This is a genomic window from Pseudomonas sp. DWP2-2 (genome assembly GCF_049897065.1).
In the GTDB taxonomy this organism is placed as follows: domain Bacteria; phylum Pseudomonadota; class Gammaproteobacteria; order Pseudomonadales; family Pseudomonadaceae; genus Aquipseudomonas; species Aquipseudomonas paracarnis.
Genome location: NZ_JAFCVN010000001.1, coordinates 782,151 through 806,775, shown reverse-complemented (window position 1 = coordinate 806,775; position 24,625 = coordinate 782,151). Strand labels below are relative to the sequence as shown.

At 59.2% G+C, this 24,625-nt stretch carries 19 protein-coding genes, 1 tRNA gene and 1 pseudogene; 16 read left to right on the top strand and 5 right to left on the bottom strand.

Features of this window, described 5'->3' with window-relative positions; translation table 11 throughout:
- The first annotated feature begins 53 nt into the window (after positions 1–53).
- The 3 genes from pap to ACP7CZ_RS03520 all read left to right on the top strand — a co-directional run bounded on the left by pap (position 54) and on the right by ACP7CZ_RS03520 (position 4,097).
- Complete coding sequence (gene pap / locus ACP7CZ_RS03530; RefSeq protein ID WP_054920485.1) at positions 54–1,568, top strand: polyphosphate:AMP phosphotransferase; 1,515 nt, start codon at positions 54–56, stop codon at positions 1,566–1,568.
- A gap of 199 nt (positions 1,569–1,767) precedes the next feature.
- The gene (locus ACP7CZ_RS03525; RefSeq protein WP_089041979.1) at positions 1,768–2,952 is read left to right on the top strand and encodes a thiolase family protein; all 1,185 of its coding nucleotides are present in this window, start codon (positions 1,768–1,770) and stop codon (positions 2,950–2,952) included.
- Positions 2,953–3,140: 188 nt separating this feature from the next.
- The gene (locus tag ACP7CZ_RS03520) at positions 3,141–4,097 is read left to right on the top strand and encodes a DMT family transporter (RefSeq protein WP_054922648.1); all 957 of its coding nucleotides are present in this window, start codon (positions 3,141–3,143) and stop codon (positions 4,095–4,097) included.
- Here ACP7CZ_RS03520 and ACP7CZ_RS03515 read toward each other — a convergent pair.
- On the bottom strand, positions 4,094–5,476 hold the full coding sequence (locus tag ACP7CZ_RS03515) for a class II fumarate hydratase (RefSeq protein WP_057977022.1): 1,383 nt from the start codon (positions 5,474–5,476) through the stop codon (positions 4,094–4,096). The genes ACP7CZ_RS03520 and ACP7CZ_RS03515 overlap by 4 nt on opposite strands.
- A 196-nt stretch (positions 5,477–5,672) precedes the next feature.
- Between ACP7CZ_RS03515 and ACP7CZ_RS03510 the strand changes: the two genes are divergently transcribed.
- The 7 genes from ACP7CZ_RS03510 (at position 5,673) to ACP7CZ_RS03480 (ending at position 13,354) form a co-directional block, all read left to right on the top strand.
- Entirely contained in the window at positions 5,673–6,191 is a 519-nt protein-coding gene (locus tag ACP7CZ_RS03510; protein ID WP_014719258.1) for a DUF2059 domain-containing protein, read from the top strand.
- Between the two features lie 6 nt (positions 6,192–6,197).
- Positions 6,198–6,491, top strand: coding sequence for a BolA family protein (locus tag ACP7CZ_RS03505; RefSeq protein WP_054896313.1), 294 nt, complete (start codon positions 6,198–6,200; stop codon positions 6,489–6,491).
- 101 nt (positions 6,492–6,592) lie between these two features.
- Positions 6,593–7,534, top strand: coding sequence for a rhodanese-related sulfurtransferase (locus ACP7CZ_RS03500; RefSeq protein ID WP_014719256.1), 942 nt, complete (start codon positions 6,593–6,595; stop codon positions 7,532–7,534).
- 3 nt (positions 7,535–7,537) lie between these two features.
- Positions 7,538–8,173, top strand: coding sequence for a DsbA family protein (locus tag ACP7CZ_RS03495; protein ID WP_032896046.1), 636 nt, complete (start codon positions 7,538–7,540; stop codon positions 8,171–8,173).
- Complete coding sequence (locus ACP7CZ_RS03490; protein WP_034126161.1) at positions 8,166–9,968, top strand: ABC transporter ATP-binding protein; 1,803 nt, start codon at positions 8,166–8,168, stop codon at positions 9,966–9,968. Before ACP7CZ_RS03495 ends, ACP7CZ_RS03490 begins: the two co-directional genes overlap by 8 nt.
- A gap of 71 nt (positions 9,969–10,039) precedes the next feature.
- The gene (locus ACP7CZ_RS03485; protein WP_294164974.1) at positions 10,040–12,502 is read left to right on the top strand and encodes an EAL domain-containing protein; all 2,463 of its coding nucleotides are present in this window, start codon (positions 10,040–10,042) and stop codon (positions 12,500–12,502) included.
- Between the two features lie 78 nt (positions 12,503–12,580).
- Positions 12,581–13,354 carry a TenA family transcriptional regulator gene (locus tag ACP7CZ_RS03480; protein WP_153474739.1) on the top strand — a complete coding sequence of 258 codons (774 nt, stop codon included), beginning with the start codon at positions 12,581–12,583 and terminating at the stop codon, positions 13,352–13,354.
- Between the two features lie 134 nt (positions 13,355–13,488).
- On the opposite strand, the gene ACP7CZ_RS03475 is transcribed toward ACP7CZ_RS03480, so the two are convergent.
- Both ACP7CZ_RS03475 and lldD read right to left on the bottom strand, forming a co-directional pair.
- Entirely contained in the window at positions 13,489–14,415 is a 927-nt protein-coding gene (locus ACP7CZ_RS03475) for a GGDEF domain-containing protein (RefSeq protein ID WP_054896309.1), read from the bottom strand.
- 412 nt (positions 14,416–14,827) lie between these two features.
- Positions 14,828–15,958 carry an FMN-dependent L-lactate dehydrogenase LldD gene (gene lldD / locus ACP7CZ_RS03470; RefSeq protein ID WP_003192725.1) on the bottom strand — a complete coding sequence of 377 codons (1,131 nt, stop codon included), beginning with the start codon at positions 15,956–15,958 and terminating at the stop codon, positions 14,828–14,830.
- A 100-nt stretch (positions 15,959–16,058) separates the two neighbouring features.
- Between lldD and ACP7CZ_RS03465 the strand changes: the two genes are divergently transcribed.
- The 3 genes and pseudogenes from ACP7CZ_RS03465 to ACP7CZ_RS03455 form a co-directional block, all read left to right on the top strand.
- Positions 16,059–16,973 carry a LysR family transcriptional regulator gene (locus ACP7CZ_RS03465; RefSeq protein WP_294164970.1) on the top strand — a complete coding sequence of 305 codons (915 nt, stop codon included), beginning with the start codon at positions 16,059–16,061 and terminating at the stop codon, positions 16,971–16,973.
- 43 nt (positions 16,974–17,016) lie between these two features.
- A tRNA-Asn gene (locus tag ACP7CZ_RS03460) sits at positions 17,017–17,092 on the top strand.
- A 121-nt stretch (positions 17,093–17,213) separates the two neighbouring features.
- Positions 17,214–17,410: pseudogene (locus ACP7CZ_RS03455) on the top strand (ParA family protein); the annotation flags it as partial.
- Positions 17,411–17,544: 134 nt separating this feature from the next.
- Here the strand turns inward: ACP7CZ_RS03455 and ACP7CZ_RS03450 are convergent.
- Together ACP7CZ_RS03450 and ACP7CZ_RS03445 are read right to left on the bottom strand one after the other, a co-directional pair.
- On the bottom strand, positions 17,545–18,219 hold the full coding sequence (locus ACP7CZ_RS03450; RefSeq protein WP_014719246.1) for a MarC family NAAT transporter: 675 nt from the start codon (positions 18,217–18,219) through the stop codon (positions 17,545–17,547).
- A gap of 93 nt (positions 18,220–18,312) precedes the next feature.
- A complete protein-coding gene (locus ACP7CZ_RS03445) occupies positions 18,313–19,218 on the bottom strand; it encodes a LysR family transcriptional regulator (protein ID WP_294164964.1) in 906 nt (301 codons plus the stop codon).
- Positions 19,219–19,310: 92 nt separating this feature from the next.
- Between ACP7CZ_RS03445 and ACP7CZ_RS03440 the strand changes: the two genes are divergently transcribed.
- The 3 genes from ACP7CZ_RS03440 to ACP7CZ_RS03430 are packed head-to-tail and all read left to right on the top strand — an operon-like array spanning position 19,311 to position 24,411.
- Positions 19,311–21,647, top strand: coding sequence for a membrane-bound PQQ-dependent dehydrogenase, glucose/quinate/shikimate family (locus ACP7CZ_RS03440; RefSeq protein ID WP_294164961.1), 2,337 nt, complete (start codon positions 19,311–19,313; stop codon positions 21,645–21,647).
- Between the two features lie 39 nt (positions 21,648–21,686).
- Entirely contained in the window at positions 21,687–23,324 is a 1,638-nt protein-coding gene (locus ACP7CZ_RS03435; protein ID WP_294363260.1) for an MFS transporter, read from the top strand.
- Positions 23,317–24,411, top strand: a complete 1,095-nt coding sequence (locus ACP7CZ_RS03430) for an HlyD family secretion protein (RefSeq protein WP_294164952.1) — start codon at positions 23,317–23,319, stop codon at positions 24,409–24,411. Before ACP7CZ_RS03435 ends, ACP7CZ_RS03430 begins: the two co-directional genes overlap by 8 nt.
- The last annotated feature ends 214 nt before the right edge of the window (positions 24,412–24,625 follow it).

Sequence of the window (24,625 nt, the reverse complement as noted above, 5' to 3'; positions counted from 1 at the left end):
GCGTGTCGGGGCCCAATCCGCTAGTCTTGAGCCATCTTGAAACGGAGCTGCCCATGTTCGAATCCGCCGAAATCGGTCACGCCATCGACAAAGACACCTACGACGCCGAAGTGCCGGCCTTGCGTGAAGCCTTGCTGGAAGTTCAGTACGAGCTGCAACAGCAGAAACGCTTCCCGGTGATCATCCTCATCAACGGCATCGAGGGCGCGGGCAAGGGTGAAACCGTCAAGCTGCTCAATGAATGGATGGACCCGCGCCTGATCGAAGTGCGCACCTTCGACCAGCAGACCGACGAAGAACTGGCGCGTCCACCGGCCTGGCGCTACTGGCGGCAACTGCCGGCCAAGGGCCGCATGGGCATTTTCTTCGGCAACTGGTACAGCCAGATGCTGCAAGGCCGCGTGCATGGGCAGATCAAGGATGCGCGCCTGGACCAGGCCATCGCCGGCGCCGAACGTCTGGAAAAGATGCTCTGCGATGAAGGTGCGCTGATCTTCAAGTTCTGGTTCCACCTGTCCAAAAAACAGATGAAGGCGCGCCTCAAGGCCCTGGCCGACGACCCGCTGCACAGCTGGCGCATCAGCCCATTGGACTGGCAGCAGTCCAAGACCTACGACAAGTTCGTGCATTTCGGTGAGCGTGTGCTGCGCCGCACCAGCCGCGATTACGCGCCGTGGCATGTGATCGAAGGCGTCGACCCCCATTACCGTGGGCTGACCGTGGGCAAGATCCTGCTCGATGGGCTGCAAAGTGCCCTGAACCAGGCCAAGGTCAAGGCCAGCGGCATGAACCCGGCGCCGTTGCTTGCCTCGGTGGACCAAAAGAGCCTGCTCGACAGCCTCGACATGACCCTGCGCCTGGACAAGGACGACTATGAAGAGCAACTGATTACCGAACAGGCGCGCTTCTCTGGCCTGATGCGCGACAAACGTATGCGCAAGCACGCGCTGGTAAGCGTGTTCGAGGGCAACGACGCGGCGGGCAAGGGTGGGGCGATCCGTCGAGTGGCGGCAGCACTGGACCCGCGCCAGTACCACATCGTGCCGATTGCCGCGCCCAGCGAAGACGAACGGGCCCAGCCTTATCTATGGCGGTTCTGGCAGAAAATCCCGGCGCGCGGCATGTTCACCGTGTTTGACCGCTCCTGGTACGGCCGCGTGCTGGTGGAACGCATCGAAGGCTTCTGTACCCCTGCGGACTGGATGCGCGCCTATGGCGAGATCAATGACTTCGAAGAGCAACTGCGCGATGCGGGGGTGATCGTGGTCAAGTTCTGGCTGGCCATCGACAAGGAGACGCAACTGGAGCGCTTCCAGGCCCGTGAAGAAATCCCCTTCAAACGCTTCAAGATCACCGAAGACGACTGGCGCAATCGCGACAAGTGGGACGACTACCGCGCGGCAGTGGGCGATATGGTTGACCGCACCAGCACCGAGGTGGCGCCCTGGACTCTGGTCGAGGCCAACGACAAGCGCTGGGCGCGGGTCAAGGTGCTGCGCACCATCAACCGTGCGCTGGAAGAAGCGTTTGACAAAAGCGACAAGCACGACAAGAAGAAAAAGAAATAGCCTGTAGGAGCGAGCTTGCTCGCGAAAAACGTCAACGATTACGCGTGTTTCCTGAGTGAACGCGGCGCCTATTAGTTTTTCGCGAGCAAGCTCGCTCCTACAGAGGCTCCATGCTTTTGCATCCACGCAGTGAATGATCATCGCGGTCGGCCAGGCCTGGATCTATCCTCGATCCACAACCACAAGATCGAGGTAGCCCATGCGTGAAGTAGTGATCGTCGACAGCGTGCGAACCGGCCTGGCCAAATCCTTTCGCGGCAAGTTCAACCAGACCCGTCCCGATGACATGGCGGCCCATTGTGTCAATGCGCTGCTGGCCCGCAACGGTATAGACCCGGCGACGGTGGAAGACTGCATCGTCGGTGCCGGCTCCAACGAAGGCGCCCAGGGCTATAACATCGGGCGCAATGTGGCGGTGCTCTCGCAACTGGGCACCGGTACGGCGGGCATGACCCTCAACCGCTTCTGTTCGTCGGGCTTGCAGGCGATTGCCATTGCCGCCAACCAGATCGCTTCGGGCTGCAGCGACATCATTGTTGCCGGTGGCGTGGAGTCCATCAGCCTGACCATGAAGAGCGTCAACACCGATAACCTGATCAACCCGCTGCTTAAGGAACAGGTGCCGGGCATTTACTTCCCCATGGGCCAGACCGCCGAAATCGTTGCGCGCCGCTATCACGTCAGCCGCGAAGACCAGGACCTTTATGCGCTGCAAAGCCAGCAACGCACCGCCCAGGCCCAGGCTGATGGCTTGTTCAACGATGAAATCGTGCCGATGGCGGTCAAGTACAAGGTCGAGGACAAGAACACTGGCGCGGTGCAGATCCTGGATGGCGTGGTAGACCGGGACGACTGCAACCGCCCGGACACCACCCTGGCCAGCCTCAGCGGCTTGAAGCCGGTGTTTGCCGAGGATGGCTCGGTGACGGCAGGTAACTCCTCGCAGCTCTCCGACGGTGCGTCGATGACCCTGGTGATGAGCCTGGGAAAAGCTCTGGAACTGGGGCTCAAGCCCAAGGCGTTCTTCCGTGGCTTTACCGTGGCCGGTTGCGAGCCGGACGAGATGGGCATCGGCCCGGTGTTCTCGGTGCCCAAGTTGCTCAAGGCCAAGGGTTTGCAGGTGGCGGATATCGACTTGTGGGAACTCAATGAGGCCTTTGCTTCCCAGTGCCTTTACGCACGCAATCGCCTGGAGATCGATAACGCCAAATACAATGTCAACGGCGGCTCGATTTCCATCGGGCACCCGTTCGGCATGACCGGCTCGCGGCAGGTGGGGCACCTGGTGCGCGAACTGCAACGGCGCAACCTGCGTTACGGGGTTGTCACCATGTGTGTGGGGGGTGGGATGGGCGCCACCGGACTCTTCGAAGCCGTACGCTGAGTCAGGTTGGAATACCGCCAATGTGGGAGCTGGCTTGCCTGCGATTGCGGTGGGTCAGCGACAGATTGGACACAGATAAATCGCCATCGCAGGCAAGCCAGCCCCCACATTCAAGACTGTGACGTATCCGAACTCAGTGACTTGCCCCTAGAATGCCTGCTCCACTTCCTCTGGCATCTGGGGCACTCATGCACATCTCTTCCGGCCGCTGGGTCTACGGTTTCTTCCTGACCCTGCTGACCGCGTTTCTGTGGGGCATTCTCCCGATCAAGCTCAAGCAAGTGTTGCAGGTGATGGACCCGATCACCGTGACCTGGTTTCGCCTCATGGTAGCGGGCACGTGCCTGTTCGTTTACCTGGCCGCCACCAAACGCCTGCCCAGCCGCAAAGTGCTTGGCCCCAAGGGTGGGTGGCTGGTGGGCATGGCGGTGTGTGGCCTGGTGGGCAACTACGTGCTGTACCTGGTTGGCCTGAAAATGCTTAGCCCCGGCACGGCGCAGTTGGTGGTGCAGATGGGCCCGATCTTTCTGATGGTTGCCAGTGTGTTTGTGTTCAAGGAGCGCTTCAGTCTGGGGCAGGGGGTGGGGCTGATGGTGCTGATCGCAGGCTTTGGCTTGTTTTTCAACCAACGCCTGGTGGAGTTGCTGACGTCCATGGGCACCTACACCGCCGGTGTGCTGACGATCCTGCTCGCCACCACCATCTGGGTGTTCTATGCACTGGGGCAGAAGCAGTTGCTGACGGTATGGAATTCATTGCAGGTGATGATGGTGATCTACCTGTCGTGCGCGGTGTTGCTCACGCCTTGGGCGCACCCGCTGGAGGCGTTGCAGTTGAGCCCGTTGCAAGGCTGGCTGCTGCTGGCGTGCTGCATGAATACGCTGGTGGCCTACGGCGCATTTGCCGAAGCCCTGGCGCATTGGGAAGCCTCGCGGGTCAGTGCGACCCTGGCGTTGACGCCGTTGGTGACCTTTGTGGCGGTGGCAGTGTCGGCCTGGCTGTGGCCGGACTATGTGCAAGCCGAAGAGATCAATGCCTTGGGGTATGTGGGGGCTTTGGTGGTGGTGACTGGCTCGGCGATGGTGGCGCTGGCGCCTTCGCTGCTCGCCGGGCTCAGGGCCCGGCGGCTGCGGATGTCGGTTTAAGCGCCGAGCATGTTTTGCGGGCGCACCCACTGGTCAAACTCGGCATCGGTGAGATAGCCCAGCTCCAGTGCAGCCTCACGCAGTGTCAGCCCTTCGGCGTAAGCCTTCTTGGCGATTTCGGCTGACTTGTCGTAGCCGATATGCGGGTTGAGGGCGGTGACCAGCATCAGTCCGCGTTCCAGGTGCTGGGCCATTTGCTCGGCGTCGGGTTCAAGACCGGCAATGCAATGCTCCTGGAAGTTGTTGCAGCCATCGGCCAGCAGGCGGATCGACTCCAGCAGGTTGTGGATGATCACCGGTTTGTACACGTTCAACTGCAAGTGCCCTTGGCTGGCGGCCATGCCGATGGTCACGTCGTTGCCCAGCACCTGGCAGGCCAGCATCGACAGCGCTTCGCATTGTGTGGGGTTGACCTTGCCGGGCATGATCGAACTGCCCGGTTCGTTGGCCGGCAACTTGACTTCGGCCAGCCCGGCGCGAGGGCCGGAACCCAGCAGGCGCAGGTCGTTGGCGATTTTCATCAGCGCCACGGCCAGGGTTTTCAGCGCGCCGTGCAAGGTCACCAGCGGCTCATGGCCGGAGAGGGCGGCGAATTTGTTCGGCGCGGTCACAAAGGGTAGACCCGACAACGCGGCCAGCTCGGAAGCAATCGCCTCGCCAAAGCCATGGGGGGCATTGAGGCCGGTGCCGACGGCGGTGCCGCCCTGGGCCAGCTCGCACACCGCGGGCAGGGCGCTGCGGATCGCACGCTCGGCGTAATCGAGCTGGGCGATAAACGCCGAAAGTTCCTGGCCGAAGGTGATCGGTGTGGCATCCATCATGTGGGTACGGCCGGTCTTGACCAGCTTCATATGCCGCGCGGCCAATTCTGCCAGCCCACCGGACAAGGTGGCGATTGCCGGCAGCAGTTGCTTGTTCACCGCTTGCACCGCAGCAATGCTCATGGCGGTGGGGAAGCAGTCGTTGGAACTCTGGGAACGGTTGACGTGATCGTTGGGGTGCACCGGGCTCTTGCCGCCGCGGTTGTTGCCGGCCAGTTCGTTGGCGCGGCCAGCGATCACTTCGTTGGCGTTCATGTTGCTCTGGGTGCCACTGCCGGTCTGCCAGACCACCAGCGGGAACTGGTCGTCATGCTGGCCGTCCAGGACTTCGTCGGCAGCCTGCTCGATCAGGCGGGCAATATCGGCGGGCAAGTCGCCGTTGCGGTCGTTGACCCGCGCCGCAGCCTTCTTGATCAGGGCCAGGGCATGCAATACCGCCAGCGGCATGCGCTGCTCGCCAATCGCGAAATTGACCAGCGAACGTTGGGTTTGCGCGCCCCAATAGGCGTCATCAGGGACCTGTACTTCCCCCAGGCTGTCGGTTTCGATACGGCTCATCGGTCACCCTCCTTATGCAGTCGTGATTGGTCAGTTTAGGCCCTGGCGGCCAGCGTGGGTTCCCTAAAAGCGCATTTGTGCCATCGCGCCCCGTGAAACCGGGGCTTGCCAAGGAGTGGGGTTGAGCCGCGAGGTTTTTTAGGCGCAGAATGGTCGCCCTTGGGGTCTTACCTCGCCTGCTAGAAAAGGAAACTCGATGACTCGTCTTCGTGCCATCTGTACCGCGGTTGCTCTGGTTTGCGCCAGCGGCCAGGTTCTTGCCGATACCGCCAGCCACAACGCCAGTGCCGAAGCCTTCCTTACCCTGGCCCATGCTGACAAGCTGGGTACCCCGGTGTACATGCAAGTGCAGCAAATGTTCGCCCAGCGTTTCGAACAGACCAAGGCGCCTGCCGCCAAGCAGTCGGTACTGGACAGCTACCAGGCCAAGGCCAACGCCGCTCTGGACCAGGCCATCGGCTGGCCGAAGCTCAAGCCTGACATGGTCAAGCTCTACACCACCAACTTCAGCGAATCCGAGCTCAAGGACCTGGTAGCGTTCTACCAGTCGCCACTTGGCAAGAAAGTCCTGGAAAAAATGCCCCAGCTGACCCAGCAATCGGCCCAGATGACCCAGGCCAAGCTGGAAAGCGCCGTACCGGTGGTGAACAAGCTGTTGGAAGACATGACCAACGAGCTGGCGCCAAAAGCCGCCGCACCGGCCAAGAAGAAGTAAGCAGGAATGACCATGCAACAGCGTATCGAAACGGCCCTTGCCGCCCTGGCCCCGCAACACTTGAGCGTGCTGGATGAAAGCCACATGCACAGCCGTGGGTTGCAGACCCACTTCAAGGCCGTGCTGGTCAGCCAGCAGTTCGAGGGGCTCAACCGCGTCAAGCGCCACCAGAAGGTCTACGCCACCCTGGGTGATCTGATGAGCGAGTTCCATGCGCTGGCGCTGCATACCTATACGCCCGACGAGTGGGCGACAATCGACGCAGCCCCGGCCTCGCCGACCTGCGCCGGCGGACATTGATGGGGTAACCCTGATAGAATCCGCAACGCGCCGCTTAGCCGGCGCGTTTTTTTTGCATCCGGTTCACCCCTTACGAGGGTAGCCACCTGGAGAGAACACCCATGACTCAACCGATTGTCGTGGCGGCACTGTATAAGTTCGTCACCCTCGAAGATTACGTCGCCCTGCGCGAGCCCCTGTTGCAGGCGATGGTCGATAACGGCATCAAAGGCACCTTGCTGATCGCCGAAGAAGGCATCAACGGCACCGTTTCCGGCAGCCGCGAAGGTATTGATGGCCTGATGGCCTGGCTCAAGAAAGACCCACGCATGGTCGACATCGACCACAAAGAGTCTTACTGCGACGACCAGCCGTTCTACCGCACCAAGGTCAAACTCAAGAAAGAGATCGTGACCCTGGGTGTCGAAGGCGTGGACCCGAACAAAAAGGTGGGTACCTACGTCGACCCGCAGGATTGGAACGCGCTGATCAGCGACCCGGAAGTATTGTTGATCGACACCCGTAACGACTACGAAGTGTCCATCGGCACCTTTGAAGGCGCAATCGACCCGAAAACCACCAGTTTTCGCGAATTTCCCGACTACATCAAAGCCAACTTCGACCCGGCCAAGCACAAGAAGGTCGCCATGTTCTGCACTGGCGGCATTCGCTGTGAGAAGGCGTCGAGCTACATGCTCAGCGAAGGCTTCGATGAGGTCTACCACCTCAAGGGCGGTATCCTGAAGTACCTCGAAGAGGTGCCCCAGGAAGAAACTAAATGGCAGGGCGACTGCTTTGTGTTCGACAATCGCGTGACCGTGCGCCACGACTTGAGTGAAGGCGACTACGATCAATGTCATGCCTGCCGCACACCCGTGAGCGTAGAAGACCGCGCCTCCGAGCATTACGTGGCGGGCATCAGTTGCCCCCATTGCTGGGATAAGCTGCCGGAGAAGACTCGTCGCAGTGCGATCGACCGCCAGAAGCAGATCGAACTGGCCAAGGCCCGCAACATGCCGCACCCGATTGGTTACAACTACAAGCAAACCCCTTCCGAGGCCTGAGCCATGTCTGCGCGCCTGCTCTATGTAATGGACCCGATGTGTTCCTGGTGCTGGGGCTTTGCCCCGGTGGCACAAGCGCTGGTGGAGCAGGCCCAGGCGGCCGGCGTGGACGTGCACCTGGTGGTGGGCGGCTTGCGCACCGGCAGCGGCGCGGCGCTGGAGCCGACTACCCGGCGCTACATCCTTGAACACTGGCAGGCCGTCACCGACGCCACCGGCCAGCCGTTCAAGCGAGAAGGCGCATTGCCCGACGGGTTTGTCTACGACACGGAGCCGGCATGCCGCGCTATCGTCACCGCACGCAGCCTGGCGCCGGATTGCGCCTGGAAGCTGCTGGGGCTGATCCAGCGTGCGTTCTATGTCGAAGGCCGGGACGTGACGCTCGCCCCTGTGCTGGTGGAGCTGGCCGAACAGGCCGGTATTCCACGTATCGAGTTTGCCGGCGAGTTCGACCGTGCCGATCAGCACGCGGCCACGGCGGCCGATTTCACTTGGGTGCAGGACCTGGGCATTGCCGGGTTCCCGACCCTGCTGGCCGAGCGCAACGGCCAGTTGGCCTTGCTGACCAATGGTTACCAGCCGCTGTCCGAGCTGTCGCCGTTACTGGGTCGATGGCTGGAGCGAGCTGCCTGTGTATGAACAGCCTCCACGCACCGACCGCCTGACCTGGGCAGAAATTCGCCGCCTGGCCCTGCGCCACAAGAAATCCCTGTGGGTCGCCAACGGTGTCGCCGTGCTCGCCACCCTGTGCAGCGTGCCTATCCCGCTGTTATTGCCGTTGCTGGTGGACGAAGTGCTGCTGGGCCATGGCGATGCCGCCCTCAAGGTGATGAACCACGCGCTGCCCCTGGGTTGGCAAAAAGCCGCTGGCTATATCGGCCTGATGCTCTTGGTCACCCTGGCCCTGCGCTGCGGCGCGCTGGTGTTCAACGTGGTGCAGGCGCGGCTGTTTGCGCGCTTGGCCAAGGACATCGTGTACCGCATCCGCGTGCGCCTGATCGAGCGTCTCAAGCGTATCTCTCTGGGTGAGTACGAAAGCCTGGGCAGCGGTACGGTCACCACTCATCTGGTGACCGACCTGGACACGCTGGACAAATTCGTGGGTGAAACCCTCAGCCGCTTCCTGGTGGCGATGCTGACCCTGGTCGGCACCTCGGCGATCCTGGTGTGGATGCATTGGCAACTGGCGTTGTTGATCCTGTTGTTCAACCCGTTGGTGATCTACGCCACGGTGCAGTTGGGCAAGCGCGTCAAGCACCTCAAGAAGCTGGAAAACGACAGTACTTCACGCTTTACCCAGGCGCTGACTGAAACCCTCGATGCCATCCAGGAAGTACGTGCCGGCAACCGCCAAGGCTTTTTCCTCGGGCGCCTGGGCCAGCGTGCCCAGGAAGTGCGTGACTACGCCATTCATTCCCAGTGGAAAACCGACGCGTCGAGCCGCGCCAGTGGCTTGCTGTTCCAGTTCGGTATCGACATCTTCCGCGCCGCGGCCATGCTCACCGTGCTGTTTTCCGACCTGTCCATCGGCCAGATGCTCGCGGTGTTCAGTTACCTGTGGTTCATGATTGGCCCGGTGGAACAACTGCTGAACCTGCAATACGCCTATTACGCGGCGGGCGGCGCGCTGTCGCGCATCAACGAGCTGCTGGCGCGTGCCGATGAGCCGCAATACCCAGGCGGCGCAGACCCGTTCAGCGGGCGCGAGACGGTCGGCATCGAAGTGCGTGGCCTCGACTTCGGCTACGGCGAAGACCTGGTACTCAACCAGTTGAACCTGGCCATCGCACCGGGTGAAAAGGTGGCAATTGTCGGCGCCAGCGGCGGCGGTAAAAGCACCCTGGTGCAACTGTTGCTGGGGCTCTACACGCCGCAGGCCGGCAGCATTCGCTTTGGCACTGCCACCCAGCAGGAGATTGGCCTGGAGACCATCCGCGAGAACGTCGCGGTGGTGCTGCAACATCCTGCGCTGTTCAACGATACCGTGCGCGCCAACCTGACCATGGGCCGCACCCGCACCGATCAAGCCTGCTGGCAGGCGCTGGAAATCGCCCAACTGGATGCTACTGTCAAGGCATTGCCCTTGGGCCTGGACAGCGTGGTCGGGCGTTCGGGCGTGCGCTTTTCCGGTGGCCAGCGGCAACGCCTGGCGATTGCCCGCATGGTGCTCGCCGAGCCTAAAGTGGTGATTCTGGACGAGGCCACGTCTGCATTGGATGCGGCGACCGAGTACAACCTGCACCAGGCACTGGCGCGGTTTCTCAGCGGGCGTACTACACTGATCATCGCTCACCGGCTGTCTGCGGTGAAGCAGGCTGACCGAGTGTTGGTGTTCGATGGCGGGCACATCGCCGAGGATGGCGACCATCAGCAGTTGATTGCCGATGGTGGGTTGTACGCCAAACTGTACGGACACTTGCAACAAGTGCGTTGATTTAGCTTAGGCTGTGCTATCGGGAGCGGATTTTCGCGTGCGTATTAAGCTGTGCATGTGTAAGGGACTTCATGAAGCAAAAGCGGACTCTCGGAACGCCACGCCTGTTGGGTATTGTCTGGCCCTTCATCGCCGTCGTGTTGTTCCAGGCATTGTTAGGCTGCGTCAGTCTCTACGTGCTTTCGGCAGTGCGGGGTTATGTGGCGGGCGAAAGCCTGTGGTCCAAGGGCCAGAAGGATGCCATCTACTACCTGACCCTCTACGCCGATAACCGCAACGACGCCACCTACCTCAAATACCAGCAGGCCATTGCCGTGCCCCAGGGTGGGCATGAATTGCGCATTGCCCTGGACCGTCCCAATCCAGACATGGAGGCCGCGCGCCTGGGTATCCTCAAGGGCGGCAACCATCCGGACGACGTTTCCAGCCTGATCTGGCTGTACCTCAACTTCCGCCATTTCAGCTACCTGGAAAAAGCCATTGAGCTGTGGACGGTGGGCGACGGCTATCTGCTGCAGTTGGATGAGCTGGCCCAGGAGATGCACGGCGCCATTACCTCCGGCTACGTCAGTAGTGACGATGTCCATAGTTGGAAGGCGCGCATCACGGCCATCAATGAAGGGGTGACGCCCGCCGCCAAGGCGTTCAGCGATGCCCTGGGCGAAGGTTCGCGGATGATCCTGCGCCTGTTGTTGATCACCAACCTGGCGACGGCCTTGGGCCTGTTCGTATTGGCGCTGCTGCGCACCCACAAGCTGCTGGCCCAGCGTCATGCCTTTGCCGATGCGCTGCAAGCGGAGAAGGAGCGGGCGCAGATTACATTGGAGTCGATTGGCGACGGGGTGATTACCACCGATGTCGACGGGGCCATTGCCTATATGAACCCTGCCGCTGAAGCCTTGACCCACTGGCGCTCGGGGCAGGCCCAGGGCCTGCCGCTGGCGGCGTTGTTCAAGCTTTTGAATGAAAACGCCGAGCCCGACGGATTCACCCTGATTGAGCACATCGTCAAGGGCCAGTTCAGCGGCGGCAGCGAGCATTCCAAGCTGATCCAGCGCCTGGACGGCAGCACGGTCTCGGTCACCCTGGTGGGCGCGCCGATCCGCAGCGCCGGCAAGATCAGCGGTGCGGTCCTGGTGCTGCACGACATGACCCAGGAACGCCAGTACATCGCCAATCTTTCCTGGCAGGCCACCCATGACGCCTTGACCGGCCTGGCCAACCGTCGCGAGTTCGAGTTCCGCCTTGAACAGGTGCTGCAACAGGTCGCGCGCCAGCAAAGTGGGCGACATGCCTTGATGTTCCTCGACCTCGACCAGTTCAAGCTGGTCAATGACACCTGTGGCCACGCGGCAGGCGATGAATTGTTGCGTCACATCTGCGCGCTATTGCAATCAGACTTGCGCGAAGGCGACACCCTGGCTCGGTTGGGCGGCGACGAGTTTGGCATCCTGCTGGAAAACTGCCCGGCGCCGGTGGCGGAAAAAATCGCCGAGAGCCTGCGCCATACCGTGCAAAGCTTGCACTTCGTGTGGAAGGGGCGGCCCTTCATGACCACTGTCAGCATCGGCCTGGTGCATATCTCGCAAACCCCGACCACCCTGGAAACCTCCCTGCGCGCCGCCGACATGGCGTGCTACATGGCCAAGGAAAAGGGGCGCAACCGGGTGCAGGTCTACCACGTCGACGACTCCGAGTTGTCTCTACGGTTTGGCGAGATGGCCTGGGTACAGCGGCTGCATATCGCCCTTGAAGAAGATCGCTTTTGCCTCTATGCCCAGGAAATCGCGCCGTTGGGCCCTACCGACGCTGGCAATGGGCACATCGAAATTCTCCTGCGCCTGCATGACGAAGCGGGGCGGATCATTTTACCCAACAGTTTTATTCCGGCTGCCGAGCGTTACGGTTTGATGACGTCCCTGGACCGTTGGGTAGTGGAAAACGTATTCAAGATTATCGCCCGCTGCATGCATGAGCGTCCGGGCCGACCCATGGCCATGTGTGCGATTAATCTGTCAGGCATCACTATTGGCGATGATGACTTTTTGGGTTTTTTACGTCAGAAATTCGATAGTTACAGCATTCCACCGGAAATGATTTGTTTTGAAATAACTGAAACGAGCGCTATAGCCAATTTGGGCAGTGCGATTCGATTTATTAATGAACTCAAAGCGTTAGGGTGCCATTTTTCCCTGGATGACTTTTGCGCCGGAATGTCCTCATTCGCATATTTGAAACATTTACCTGTAGACTTCCTGAAGATCGATGGAAGTTTCGTAAAGGATATGCTGGACGACCCGATTAACCGCGCCATGGTCGAGGTGATCAACCACATCGGCCACGTCATGGGTAAGCGCACGATTGCCGAGTTTGTTGAAACACCCCAGATCGAACAGGCTTTACTTGAGATAGGTGTGGATTACGCTCAGGGCTACCTGATTGAACGCCCGCAATTATTTACCTTTGATAGCCTGCAGTGCCGACCTGAGCGGCCGCAGCCTCTGTTATTCAAGGCGCCCGGCACTTTCCGCTGAAACATTTGCTGGTCTGTACAATCACACTTGAAAAGGAGCCCCACAGTGATCGACACATTCAACAGAACCGGCCCGCTTATGGAAGCCTCGAGTTACCCCGCCTGGGCGCAGCAACTGATCCAGGACTGTAGCGAGAGCAAGCGTCGGGTTGTCGAGCACGAACTGTACCAGCGCATGCGCGACAACGCCCTCAGCGCCAAGACCATGCGCCACTACCTGATTGGTGGTTGGCCGGTGGTGGAACAGTTTGCCTTGTACATGGCGCAGAACCTGACCAAGACCAAGTTTGCCCGCCATCCTGGGGAGGATATGGCGCGCCGTTGGCTGATGCGCAACATTCGCGTGGAGCTCAACCATGCCGACTATTGGGTCAATTGGGCGCGGGCTCACGGCGTCAGCCTTGAAGAACTGCAAGCGCAGGAGGTGCCGCCCGAGTTGCACGCCCTGAGTCATTGGTGCTGGCACACCAGCTCGGCGGATGCGTTGATCGTCGCGATTGCCGCCACCAACTACGCGATCGAGGGGGCGACGGGGGAGTGGTCCGCCGTGGTCTGCTCTACCGGTGTGTATGCTGCCGCCTTCCCTGAGGAAGATCGCAAGCGGGCGATGAAGTGGCTGAAGATGCACGCCCAATACGACGATGCCCACCCTTGGGAAGCCCTGGAAATCATCTGCACACTGGCCGGGACCAACCCGAGCAAGGCCTTGCAGGAAGAGTTGCGCCAGGCGGTGTGCAAGAGCTACGACTACATGCACTTGTTCCTGGAAAGCTGCATGCGTCTAGAGAATGCGGAAAAAGACAAGGCGCCAGCCGTTCGCGAGCGCCCTGTGCGCATCGCCAGCGAGGCGTGATGTAACGGTTCGGATGATATTTGTGGCCAGGGAGCTTGCTCCCGTTGGACTGCGTAGCAGGCCCATTCTTTTTAAATAAAAAATGGGGCCGCTTCGCGCCCCAGCGGGAGCAAGCTCCCTCGCCACAACTGGCCTTATCCCGCCATCGCCAAGCGATTGCGACCTTCGCGCTTGGCCACGTACAACGCATTGTCGGCCCGGCGCAGCAGGCTTTCAGCCGACTCGGCCGCCAGCAGCGTAGAACAACCGAGGCTCACGGTCAGTTCGATTCGCGTGCCCTCTACCCAGTAGTCCTGGGCTTGCGCCGCCTGGCGCAGGCGTTCTCCCACCATTTTCGCGGCATCGCGACCGGTGTTGGAGAGCAGGATCAAAAACTCTTCCCCGCCAAACCGAAACACCATGTCCACGTTGCGCAGCTGGCGTTTGATCGCCCCGGCTACGGCCCGCAGTACGCTGTCGCCCGCAGCATGCCCATGGGTGTCGTTGATTTTCTTGAAGTGGTCGATGTCCAGCATCAACAACGACAGCGGGTGCAAGTGCCGACGTGCCATGTCTATTTCTCGCTGCAGCGTCTGGTCCATGGCCACACGGTTGCCGGTTTCGGTCAACGGGTCACGCAGGGCGCTGCGGGTGGCGGCGCGGTAGAGCAGAGCGTTGCGCATCGGATAAAGCAGGGTCACCAGCAGGAGTTCGAGTTGGCTCAGTTCTTCTTCAAGCAACCGCTGGTTGCGACGAAAGACCAGTTCCCCCAGGTGTTCCCCTTCATGGCTCAGGGTGTAGCTGACGGAGTGATGACCCCGGTGGCCAAACTCCAGGCGCAGGTCGCTGGCGGCGTGACGGTATTGCAACGCGTCCAGCGGAACCAGGCGCTGAACCTCACGAAAGAACAGGCCCAGGATGCGCTCCGGCTCCAGGCTGGTCTGCAACTGCTGGTTCAGTTGCTGGCGAAGTTCGGCGAGGGTGGCGGGGCGGCGTGGGCGCAAGGATGGCTGGCCAAATCCCAGGCGTTGCAATTTGGCACTGTCAAAGTCAATTGCGTTGGTCTGGGTGGGGGTTTTCATAAGCGCGTGGCCTCTAAGCACTGGGCTGTCTTACAGGCGGGATGAGGGTGGCGAGTGCCAAGCGTCTTACTGATCCTTCAGTTCCGTAAAACATTGGAAACAGTTTAAACCGCTTTTCATTGGGTTATAACCCCATGGCCCTGCCGCACGTCTTGTCATCGCCGAACCTGCTTGAACAGTACTAGAGCGAGATTCATGCCAAGTGTCTTTAGTTGGCAAAAAACCTTATAAATCAATTAACAAATTTTTAAATAAGAAAAGTCCGTTAAAGCATGGCGCCAGTTATTTGGCTGATTTGGGCCAGCGTTGCCGCCGGCCCGGTTGACGTAACTGTTTCGGTGGGGCGAGTTGCTTGTCGCAAATAAACAACGCTTCGGTTATTCGTGAACAAAGTACACCGCACCCATCACCACTAGACCAGGGTGGTACGGTCGATTTGCGCGATGGAGGTGACCCCGGTCAGGGTCATGGCCACGCGCATTTCCTTGGCGAAGATGTCCAGCAGATTCTCTACCCCATGCTGGCCCTCGGCGGCCAGCGCGTAGGCGGTGGCGCGCCCCAGCAGGCACGCCTTGGCGCCCAGGGCGAGCATGCGCACCACGTCGAGCCCGGAGCGAATGCCGGAGTCCACCAGCACGGTCAAGTCATCGCCCACCGCTTCGGCAATTGGCGGCAACGCCTTGGCCGTGGACAGCACCCCGTCGAGCTGGCGGCCGCCATGGTTGGAGACCACGATGCCGTCGGCACCGAAACTCACCGCGTCCTTGGCATCCTGAGGGTCGAGGATGCCCTTGATGATCATCGGGCCTTTCCAGAACTCGCGGATCCACTCCAGGTCTTTCCAACTGATGGATGGGTCGAAGTTGTTGGCCAGCCAACCAATGTAGTCCTCCAGGTGGGTGGGTTTGCCCAGGTATTTGGAAATATTGCCCAGGTCGTGAGGGCGGCCCATCAAGCCCACGTCGAAGGCCCACTGCGGCTTGGTCACCGCCTGCAACATGCGTCGCTGCGCTGCGTAGGGGCCAGACATGCCCGAGTGCGCATCGCGGTAGCGTGCGCCGGGTGTGGGCATATCCACCGTGAACACCAGGGTGGTCACGCCAGCTGCCTGCGCCCGCTCCAGAGCGTTGCGCATGAAGCCGCGATCCTTGAGCACATACAGCTGGAACCAGATCGACTGCGGGCTTTGCGAGGCCACCTCCTCAATCGAACACACCGACACTGTCGACAGGCAGAAGGGGATGTGTTTGTTGGCCGCCGCCTTGGCTGCTTGCACTTCACCGCGTCGCGCATACATGCCGGTCAGGCCGACCGGGCTAAGGATCACTGGCATCGCCAGTTCGGTACCGAACAGCTGGGTGGTGAGGCTCAGGTCGTCGACATTGCGCAGGATGCGTTGGCGCAGGCTGATCTCGGCCAGGTCCGAACTGTTGGCGCGCAGTGTGTGCTCGGCGTAGGCACCGCCGTCGATGTAATCGAACAGAAAGCGCGGCAACTTGCGCTTGGCCGCAGCGCGGTAATCGGAAGCGGACGAGATGATCATCGACGGTGTCTCCACAGGGCAAAGTGCTACACCCTAAGCAAAGTTATGCCATGATGAAAACAACTTTTATCACTGCCATCCAGTCGTTATAGGAATACTGATGAACCTACGAACATTGCGTGCGTTTGTCGAAGTGGTGCGCCAGGGCGGGTTCTCCCAGGCGGCCGAAGTGGTTGCCCTGACTCAGTCCACCGTCAGCAAAGCGGTCAAGACCCTTGAGGGCGAATTAGGCATGCCGCTGCTCAATCGCCTCGGCCACAAGAACGAACTCACCGCCGCCGGCGAAATTGCCTACCGCCGCGCCTTGGTGATGCTCGCCGAACGCACCGACTTGATGGCTGAAATCAACGACCTGCGCGGCCTCCAGCGCGGCGTGCTGCGCATCGGCCTGCCGCCGGTAGGTTGCGGCGTGTTGTTTGCGGCGATGTTCGCCACTTACCGCAGCCGTTACCCGGGCATCGACATCGAACTGACCGAGTACGGCAGTAAAAGGCTGCGCGAATGCCTGGAAGCAGGGGAGGTGGACCTCGCCGCCTTGCTGCTGCCGGTTGATGAAGGTTTTGACTACCAACCGGTGCGCAACGAGCCGTTGATCGCCGTGTTGCCCATGGGCCACCCATTGGCCCGGCGCGAGCGTATCGACTTCACCGACCTGGCCGACTCACCCTTCATCCTGTTCGAGGCCGGCTTTGCCCTCAATGCCAAGATCCTCAGCGCCTGTGAACGCAAAGGCGTGACCCCCAAAGTCACCGCCCGCAGCGGGCAAATAGACTTTATCGTCGACCTGGTCACCGCAGGGCTGGGCGTTGCCTTCCTGCCTAGGATGCTGGCGCACAAACACCAACATCCCGGCATCGCCTTGATCCCTCTGGACGAGCCTCATACCGATTGGCACATCGCCCTGGCCTGGCGCGCGAGCGCCCACTTGCCGCCAGCGGCAAGGGCCTGGCTGGATTTGGCCAAGGAACCGCCGTATTCAAGCGAGCAGGGGGACGATTTTGCGGAAAATTTCTGAGGACGCTTGACTTCTTCTTTTTAATCAGTAACATACGGCGCATTCCGCGATAGCTCAGTTGGTAGAGCAAATGACTGTTAATCATTGGGTCCCTGGTTCGAGTCCAGGTCGTGGAGCCAGATAGAGAAAAGCCTGCAGAAATGCAGGCTTTTTTTTGCTTGGGATTTGACCCAGCAATCCAGACGCTTAGCGCGGTTCCCATGATGCCATCTCTAATCCTTCGATTCAGAGGTAAGGCCAATGAAAGTCGCTGCAGTCGTTTCAACCAAAGGCGGGCCGGGGAAAACCGCGGTTGGCGCCAATCTAGGCGCGTTCTGCGCCGACGCGTATCATTGGACCTTACTGATCGATCTCGATCCCAGCCGTCACTGTCCTTGTTCTATACGCTAATGCGTGAGGCGCCGGGCGGGACCTACCAACTGATCGTTAATAATGAAATGCCTCCGCGGAGCGCTTTCTTCTGTCGGTAATGAGGTGAAGCGCTGAGCCAGGCATTTGATAAAATTGCTAGCGAATGTGGCCGCGGAAGTATCAACGGCCTTTAATAATTCACTATTATGAAAAACTATGATCAGTGCATAGGTGTAGACGCTAATTCAAAACCACCATTGATAACGAACTGAACACCCATACAAACCAGTAGAAAACCAACGACTCGGGAAATTGCATCGATTCCTGACTCACCAAGCACTTTCATGATTCGCCCCGAACATCGTAAAGCTATCCAGAAAATAAGCGCAGTAATGATGAATACGGTTGCGGCTGCAAGGTGAATGACGAGTGGCAGGGTCTGGTAGGTCGACTGCAGGGTAGAGGCGGAGCTGATAAGCAACGCTATCGTGCCGGGGCCTGCTGCACCAGGAAGAGCTAAAGGTACAAATGACAGATCGCGGAAATGTGGGGTTGATTTCTCTTTCTCTGAAAGGAAATCTTTCTGAACTTCTGTTTCGTCAGGTGTCGTTGCTGGAAAAAGCATGGCGAAACCGATGTAGGTAACGATCAGGCCTCCGGCTATTCTCAAGCCGGGGACAGATATTCCGAATACCTGCATTACCAGGCTGCCTCCGTAGAAGCTGACAAACATAATCAGAGCTACATATAAGCTTGCCTTCAGGATTTGCCGGTTACGCTCTACTGTAGGCAGCTTTCCTCCAAGGCCTAGTAAAAGGGAGATGCTAGTTAGAGGATTGGCCATAGGAAGCAGGGCCAATAGTCCAATAAGAACATGATGAAAGTAATTGCCCATGGTGTTTTTACTCGGTTATGCAACGAATAGGAGGCTATAAGATTATTAAGGTCGTACGTCATCTGCCCTAACGAACCGATATCAAGTCAGGGGTCAATCGGGAAAGTATTTTTTTGCCTCTTCCGTGGTATAGCGCAGAAAGATCTGCACCGCCTGCGGAATCAAGCGTCGTGACAGTAGAAAAGCATACAGCGACATGTTCTGGAGGGTATAGCCAGGTAAAATACGTACCAGTTTTCCGCTCTCTACGGCCTCATTGGCGCTGGGCAAATTGAACTGCGCGATGCCAAGTCCGCGCAGAGTAAGATCCATGCGCGCATCGTTCGGTGTGGCAAGCAGGATGGCTTGCACCGGCGTCAGGTGTTTATGTCCTTGGGGGTCGATCAGCTCCCACTCGGGTTCTCCCTGACGCCCAAGGCAGGGCCATTGCAAGAGATCGTCCGGTACACGGGGAGGTTTCCTGCCGGCCAGTAACAGGGGAGAAGCGAATAACCCTTGTGGCATTGAACAGATTGGCCGAGCAACCAGCGACTTGTTAATCACTTCGGCGCGGCGATGACTGAAGTAGACATCCACTGGCTCTTCAAGGGGGTTTGGCACGCGTGTGCTGGCCTCCACTTCAAAATGAATTTCGTGCTGTTCTTCCAGCATTCGAGCGATAGCCGGGTTGATAAACCAGTGCACAACCTCGGGCGATCCGACGACCCGGATGCGTCCTCTAATTTTTCCATCATCCGACTTGATCGCGCTTTCGACCTCTTGAAGGCCTTCGAACAAGGGCGCGATTTCGCTATAGAGCCGCTCGCCCGGGTCCGTCAATCGCATAGAGGGCATCCGATTGAACAAGCGCAGACCCAGGTGCTCCTCCAGCCGGGTCACGGCGCGACTGATGCTTGAAGTGTTCTGCCCAAGCCGTTCAGCCGCACGGCTGAAGTTCAGTGTTTCCGCGGCAACGAGGAAGGTGTGGTATTCGCTCCACATGGCGTTGCTTTTATGCAATGTATAGTTGCTCCATATGGCATGGCTAAAATTAATAGTCTAACACTATCATCGCTGGGTCTGAGAGCCATTTAGCGTATAGGAGTTCAACTGTGACCTCGATAAATCGTATTTTTGCCAGCCTAGTTGCCTTGATGGGGCTGGGGCTATTGTTAGGTGGAGCTTACCTCTTAACCCTGGGCGGATCGTTTTATTACGTGCTGGCCGGATGGGCCTATCTGAGCGCTGGCGTCATGCTTTGGCGTAGGCAAGTTTGTGGAGTATGGCTGCTGGTAGTAGTTGCCGTGCTAAGTATTCCATGGGCGCTTTGGGAATCGGGTGCGTTCTATTGGGCGCTGTTTCCGCGCCTGCTCGTACCTGCATCGGTGGCGAGCATCGGCTTGCTCCTACTATCCTCATGGTGGCCTGCGGGCGCGCGGCGTCGGATGCGTGGCCTTGGTGTTCTAGCGCTATTAGGGACAGTTGTATTTTTCGGGTTTGCCTTTACTCCGCACGGCGTCGTCTCGCCTGTCGCGGGCACACCTTTTACTGCAGCAGCCACAAACACCACACCTTCGAATTGGTCCGCATATGGCCGAACCACGGCGGGGACGCGCTACGCGCCCTTTACGCAGATCAACCGTGACAACGTTCAGGACCTGAAACTGGCCTGGACCTATCGTACCGGCGCGAAGATCGGGCTGGGCAATGGCGCCGTGGATTCGAACACCCCATTGCAAATTGAAGATACGTTGTTCACTTGCACACCCGATGATCGCATTGCTGCCATCGATGCAGATACGGGGATAGAACGTTGGAAATTCGATACCCATAGTGCATCTCCTATCTGGAACCGTTGTCGCGGCCTGGGTTACTACAAACTCAAGGAGGCGCCGGCTGATGGCGTCTGTGCGGAACGAATCGTCAATTCCACCATCGATGCGCGCCTGATCGAACTAGATTCCAAGACCGGCAAGCAGTGCCCAGGTTTTGGCAGCGACGGCGTCGTCGACCTGAAGCAGGGCATGGGCGACGTTAAGCCTGGGTTCTACTTTCAGACCTCCGCGCCGCTGGTGGCGCGCGACTACATTATTATCAGTGGCTGGGTAGTTGATAACTACAGTCGCGGTGAGCCGTCAGGCGTGATCCGCGCCTTTGATGCCCGCACCGGCGCACTGGCATGGGCGTGGGACCTGGGCAACCCGGACATAACCGGCTTGCCACCGGCGGGGCAGACCTACACGCCCGGCACGCCCAACATGTGGACCGCCGCTGCCTATGACGACCAGTTGGGTCTTATCTATGCGCCGCTGGGAAATGCCACGCCGGACTTTTTCGGCATGGAGCGTCCACCGCACTCGGATGAATACAACTCTTCTCTCGTCGCCCTCGATATCATGACGGGTCGCCCGAAATGGAAATTCCAGACCGTCCATCACGACATCTGGGACTACGACTTGCCTTCTCAACCCGCGCTGGTCGATTTGCCTGACGGCCAAGGCGGAACCATCCCCGGGGTATTGCAAACCACCAAGCGTGGCCAGCTTTTCCTGCTAAATCGCGCCACCGGGGAGCCGATTGCGGACGTCGTCGAAAAGCCCGTGCCTACGGCCGGTGCGGTACCTGAAGAAAAGCTTTCGCCTACACAGCCTTATTCGGTAGGGATGCCGACTATCGGTGCCGAACACCTCACCGAGAAGAAGATGTGGGGGGCAACCATGTTCGACCAACTCATGTGCCGCATCATGTTCAAGCAACTGCGCTACGAGGGGGACTTTACGCCGATCGGTCTGACCAAGGCACTGGATCAGCCCGGCAATATCGGAGGATTCAACTGGGGTAGCGTCTCCTACGACCCCGTTAATCATCTGGCTTACATGAACGATATCCGGGTGCCGAACATCTTTTGGCTGATGCCTCGTGATGAATTCAATACTTGGACAAAAACCCACCAGATCGAGGTGAGCGGACATGGGCCATCACCGCAGTTGAAAACACCTTACGGTCAAGCCATTTATATCTGGATGTCATCCCTAGGGGTTCCGTGCAACCAGCCACCCTATGGGACCGTCACGGCGGTCGATCTGAATACGCACAAGGTGGCCTGGCAAGTGCCGGCTGGCACCACAGAGCAATTGGGGCCACTGGGTATCGCATCACACCTGCCCATGCCCATGGGCATGCCAACTTATGCAGGAACGATGACCACGGCAGGCGGCCTCGTATTCTTTGCGGGTTATCAGGACTACTACATCCGGGCATACGACGGGCAAAGTGGCAAACTCGTCTGGGAACATGAATTACCGGTCGGCGCCAGCGCCACGCCGATCTCCTACGTCTCGCCGACGACGGGCAAACAGTACGTTGTCATTTCCGTAGGCGGGGCAGCGCATTCTCCCGACACCGGTGACTATGTAATGGCCTTCAGCCTTCCGACATCCCAACCGTGAAGCGTCTGCAGCGACAGCAAAAGAAGGCGTTACTTGTACATGGCCAGCGCTGAATACGTGTTCAAAGCTGACGAGAAACCGGCGATGGCGGGCAGTCCTTATAAGCCCAGGCTGTCGCCGGCCAGGCGTGGCATATATTTTGTCGTAGGCTTATTCCTCGGGACCTGCACGACGCTGTGCAACGGCCTGGTGGCGAGCAATCTAGGCGTAATCTCTGGCTCTATTGGCGAGTACACGGTTCAGGTCTCATGGTTGGTGGCAGTTTTTCTGGCGATCAATGCCAGCGCCAACCTGACCTTGGTCAAGGCCCGGATGCAGTTCGGAATCCCTTTGGTTACGGCAAGCATTGTCGGTACCTACATCGCTGCCTGCGTGCTGCAGTTACTGTGGCCCACTCTGACAACTGCGGTCATTGCCACGGCGATCAACGGCTTGATGTGCGCGACGTTGATCGCCTTGAGTACCTATTATCTGATGCAGGCCCTAGCCCCATCGGCCCAGCCGATGGCCCTGATTATCAGCGTAGGGCTTACCCAGGTAGGATCGCCGGTGGCGCGCATGATTCCCGTGGAATTTCTCGCCTCGGAACATTGGCTGGGGCTGCACTTGTTGAATCTGGGCATTGGTATGGCGGTGTTGGGTGTGACGTTGGCGGTGCCTTTGCCACGCAGTGATAGGGCCAGCGTGTTTTCTGCCTCGGACGCAGTGGTGATTGTATTGCTGGTTTCATCCTTCCTGCTGTTTGCCGGTGTGCTTGGCCTCGGCCGGAGCTATTGGTGGACCGACGCGCCCTTTCTCGGCTGGATGCTGGTGGCGGCTATCTCGTTGCTGGTGACGGTGGTGTTCATTGAACGACGTCGGCGTCAGCCGCTGTTGCAATTGGAATGGCTGGGCAGTTTCGACTTGATGCGTTTTGTTGCGATTGCGCTGCTGGTTCGGCTATCGCTGGCCGAGCAGACTTTCGGCTCGGTAGGTTTGCTATCAATGGGCGGGCTCAATAACGATCAGTTGCGTGTCCTGTTTGCGTGCGTACTGGTGTCGATGCTGATGGGGATCGTCGTCGCTTGCCTGACGTTGTCGCCCAAACGTATCCCCTGGCAGGTCATGGTCGCGGCGTTGTTTATCGCAACGGGAGCGTATCTGGACTCGCAATCCACCAGCCTCACGCGTGCGCCGCAACTGTACCTGAGCCAGTGTTTGATTGGGTTCGGTGCGACGCTGTTCATCGGGCCTGCCTTGATCTTTGGCTTTCTCAAACTGTTCGCGAAGGGACCTCAGTACATGATCACGCTCGTGGTCCTGTACGGGGCGAGCCAGAGTATCGGTAGCCTGGCAGGGTCGGCTGTAATGGGCAGCTACGAGTTCATCAGAACCCAGTCCCATATCGCTAGCCTGGCGGACAGTACGCCGATCACCAATCCTCTTGTCGTAGCGCGCCTCGGGATTGGCGAGTCGTCACTGTCGAGTCATATAACCGACCCGGAACAGCTCCAGCAGCAGGGCAGCAAGCTGCTAGGACAGGCGTTGCAGCAACAGGCTAGCGTACTGGCATTCAATGACGTCTTTCGCATCGTGTCAGTGCTGGCTTTTGGCACCGCGATGTATGTGTTTTACCTGCAGATGTCGGCTTTTTTCCTCTCGCGCATCCGTCGCGAGCCTGAGAACGTAAATGACTGATTCCATGACTGCTCCATCGGATGTTGAACACACGGCTTCTCATTGGTCGCCCCCGCCCCGTGGCCGTTTGCAAGGCATCATCATGGTGCTGGCTGCGATTGGCGTTATTACGATCGTCCTGTACATCTGGAAGTTGCCGCCTTTTGACGCAGGTCTGCAACAGACAGATAACGCCTATGTGAGGGGGCGAACCACGGTGATTGCCCCTCAGGTCAGCGGCTATATCGTCCAGGTGGCCGGGCAGGATTTCGCGCAGGTCAAGCGAGGCGAGGTCCTTGTGCGTATTGACGATGAGGTCTACCAGGCGCAGGTGGATGAGGCGACGGCTAATCTTGCCGTCGCCAAGGCCGACCTCTCCAACAACCAGCAGGCGCACGCTGCTCGCATGGCGGGCATCGAGAGTCAAGTTGCAGCTACGGCCGGTGCGCAGGCGCGCTTATTGCGTGCCCGCGCTGATATGCAGCGCGCAAACGCGTTGGTCATGGATGGCGCCATTTCTACGCGCGAGCGCGACCAGGCACGAGCCGATTTCAGTCAAGCCCAGGCCGAGGTACAGCAGGCGGGTGCGCAAGAGTCGATTGCTCGGGAGGAGTTGCGTACCGTGGATGTCGGCCGTGAAGGTCTGGAAGCCCAGGTGCGGGTGGCACAGGCAAAACTGCGTGCGGCTCAGATTGATCTTAATCACACGGTCATCCAGGCTCCGGAGGATGGCGTGCTCGGAGAAGTGGGCGTGCGGTTGGGCCAATTCGTGACCCACGGCACACAATTGATGTCGGTAGTACCCGCTGATCACTGGATAGTCGCGAACTACAAGGAGGCGCAGACTAAGGCTATTGCGCCCGGGCAGACCGCGACGCTCAGGATTGATGCGTTAGGAGGTGCGACGCTAAAGGGGCATGTCGAGCGGCTCTCACCAGCGACGGGCTCGGAATTCGCGGTGCTCAAGCCGGACAATGCAACGGGCAATTTCGTCAAGGTACCGCAGCGTATCGGGGTGCGCATATCTGTTGATCCGGACCAGCCTTTCGAGTCTTCGCTGCGCCCGGGCATGTCGGTTGAGGTCGATGTCGATACGCGTCATCGGTGAGGAGGCGGCTATCAGCATTCAGTTGCTGTTGAGAGTCCCCAGGACCCCTCCGTGAATTTCCCTGACTTCTTACGAGCTGAAAGCATCAGCGCTTTTTGAGCATCATTGAGTTCGCGGAGCCGGGCGATTTTGTTGACCTCGTCAGGCGGCATGTTCAGACATATCCACCACTCAATCATGTTCAGCATCGGTTCTGCCGCTTTGGGTATTGGAG

What these genes read in the sequence shown, in the direction of transcription:
- ACP7CZ_RS03500 (WP_014719256.1), top strand. Translation starts at nt 6,593, where the DNA reads ATGACTCAACCGATTGTCGTGGCGGCACTGTATAAGTTCGTCACCCTC.
- ACP7CZ_RS03480 (WP_153474739.1), top strand. Translation starts at nt 12,581, where the DNA reads ATGGAAGCCTCGAGTTACCCCGCCTGGGCGCAGCAACTGATCCAGGAC.
- lldD (WP_003192725.1), bottom strand. Translation starts at nt 15,958, where the DNA reads ATGATCATCTCGTCCGCTTCCGATTACCGCGCTGCGGCCAAGCGCAAG.
- ACP7CZ_RS03520 (WP_054922648.1), top strand. Translation starts at nt 3,141, where the DNA reads ATGCACATCTCTTCCGGCCGCTGGGTCTACGGTTTCTTCCTGACCCTG.
- ACP7CZ_RS03435 (WP_294363260.1), top strand. Translation starts at nt 21,687, where the DNA reads ATGGCCAGCGCTGAATACGTGTTCAAAGCTGACGAGAAACCGGCGATG.
- ACP7CZ_RS03505 (WP_054896313.1), top strand. Translation starts at nt 6,198, where the DNA reads ATGACCATGCAACAGCGTATCGAAACGGCCCTTGCCGCCCTGGCCCCG.
- ACP7CZ_RS03495 (WP_032896046.1), top strand. Translation starts at nt 7,538, where the DNA reads ATGTCTGCGCGCCTGCTCTATGTAATGGACCCGATGTGTTCCTGGTGC.
- ACP7CZ_RS03475 (WP_054896309.1), bottom strand. Translation starts at nt 14,415, where the DNA reads ATGAAAACCCCCACCCAGACCAACGCAATTGACTTTGACAGTGCCAAA.
- ACP7CZ_RS03525 (WP_089041979.1), top strand. Translation starts at nt 1,768, where the DNA reads ATGCGTGAAGTAGTGATCGTCGACAGCGTGCGAACCGGCCTGGCCAAA.
- ACP7CZ_RS03510 (WP_014719258.1), top strand. Translation starts at nt 5,673, where the DNA reads ATGACTCGTCTTCGTGCCATCTGTACCGCGGTTGCTCTGGTTTGCGCC.
- ACP7CZ_RS03485 (WP_294164974.1), top strand. Translation starts at nt 10,040, where the DNA reads ATGAAGCAAAAGCGGACTCTCGGAACGCCACGCCTGTTGGGTATTGTC.
- ACP7CZ_RS03450 (WP_014719246.1), bottom strand. Translation starts at nt 18,219, where the DNA reads ATGGGCAATTACTTTCATCATGTTCTTATTGGACTATTGGCCCTGCTT.
- ACP7CZ_RS03515 (WP_057977022.1), bottom strand. Translation starts at nt 5,476, where the DNA reads ATGAGCCGTATCGAAACCGACAGCCTGGGGGAAGTACAGGTCCCTGAT.
- ACP7CZ_RS03430 (WP_294164952.1), top strand. Translation starts at nt 23,317, where the DNA reads ATGACTGATTCCATGACTGCTCCATCGGATGTTGAACACACGGCTTCT.
- ACP7CZ_RS03465 (WP_294164970.1), top strand. Translation starts at nt 16,059, where the DNA reads ATGAACCTACGAACATTGCGTGCGTTTGTCGAAGTGGTGCGCCAGGGC.
- pap (WP_054920485.1), top strand. Translation starts at nt 54, where the DNA reads ATGTTCGAATCCGCCGAAATCGGTCACGCCATCGACAAAGACACCTAC.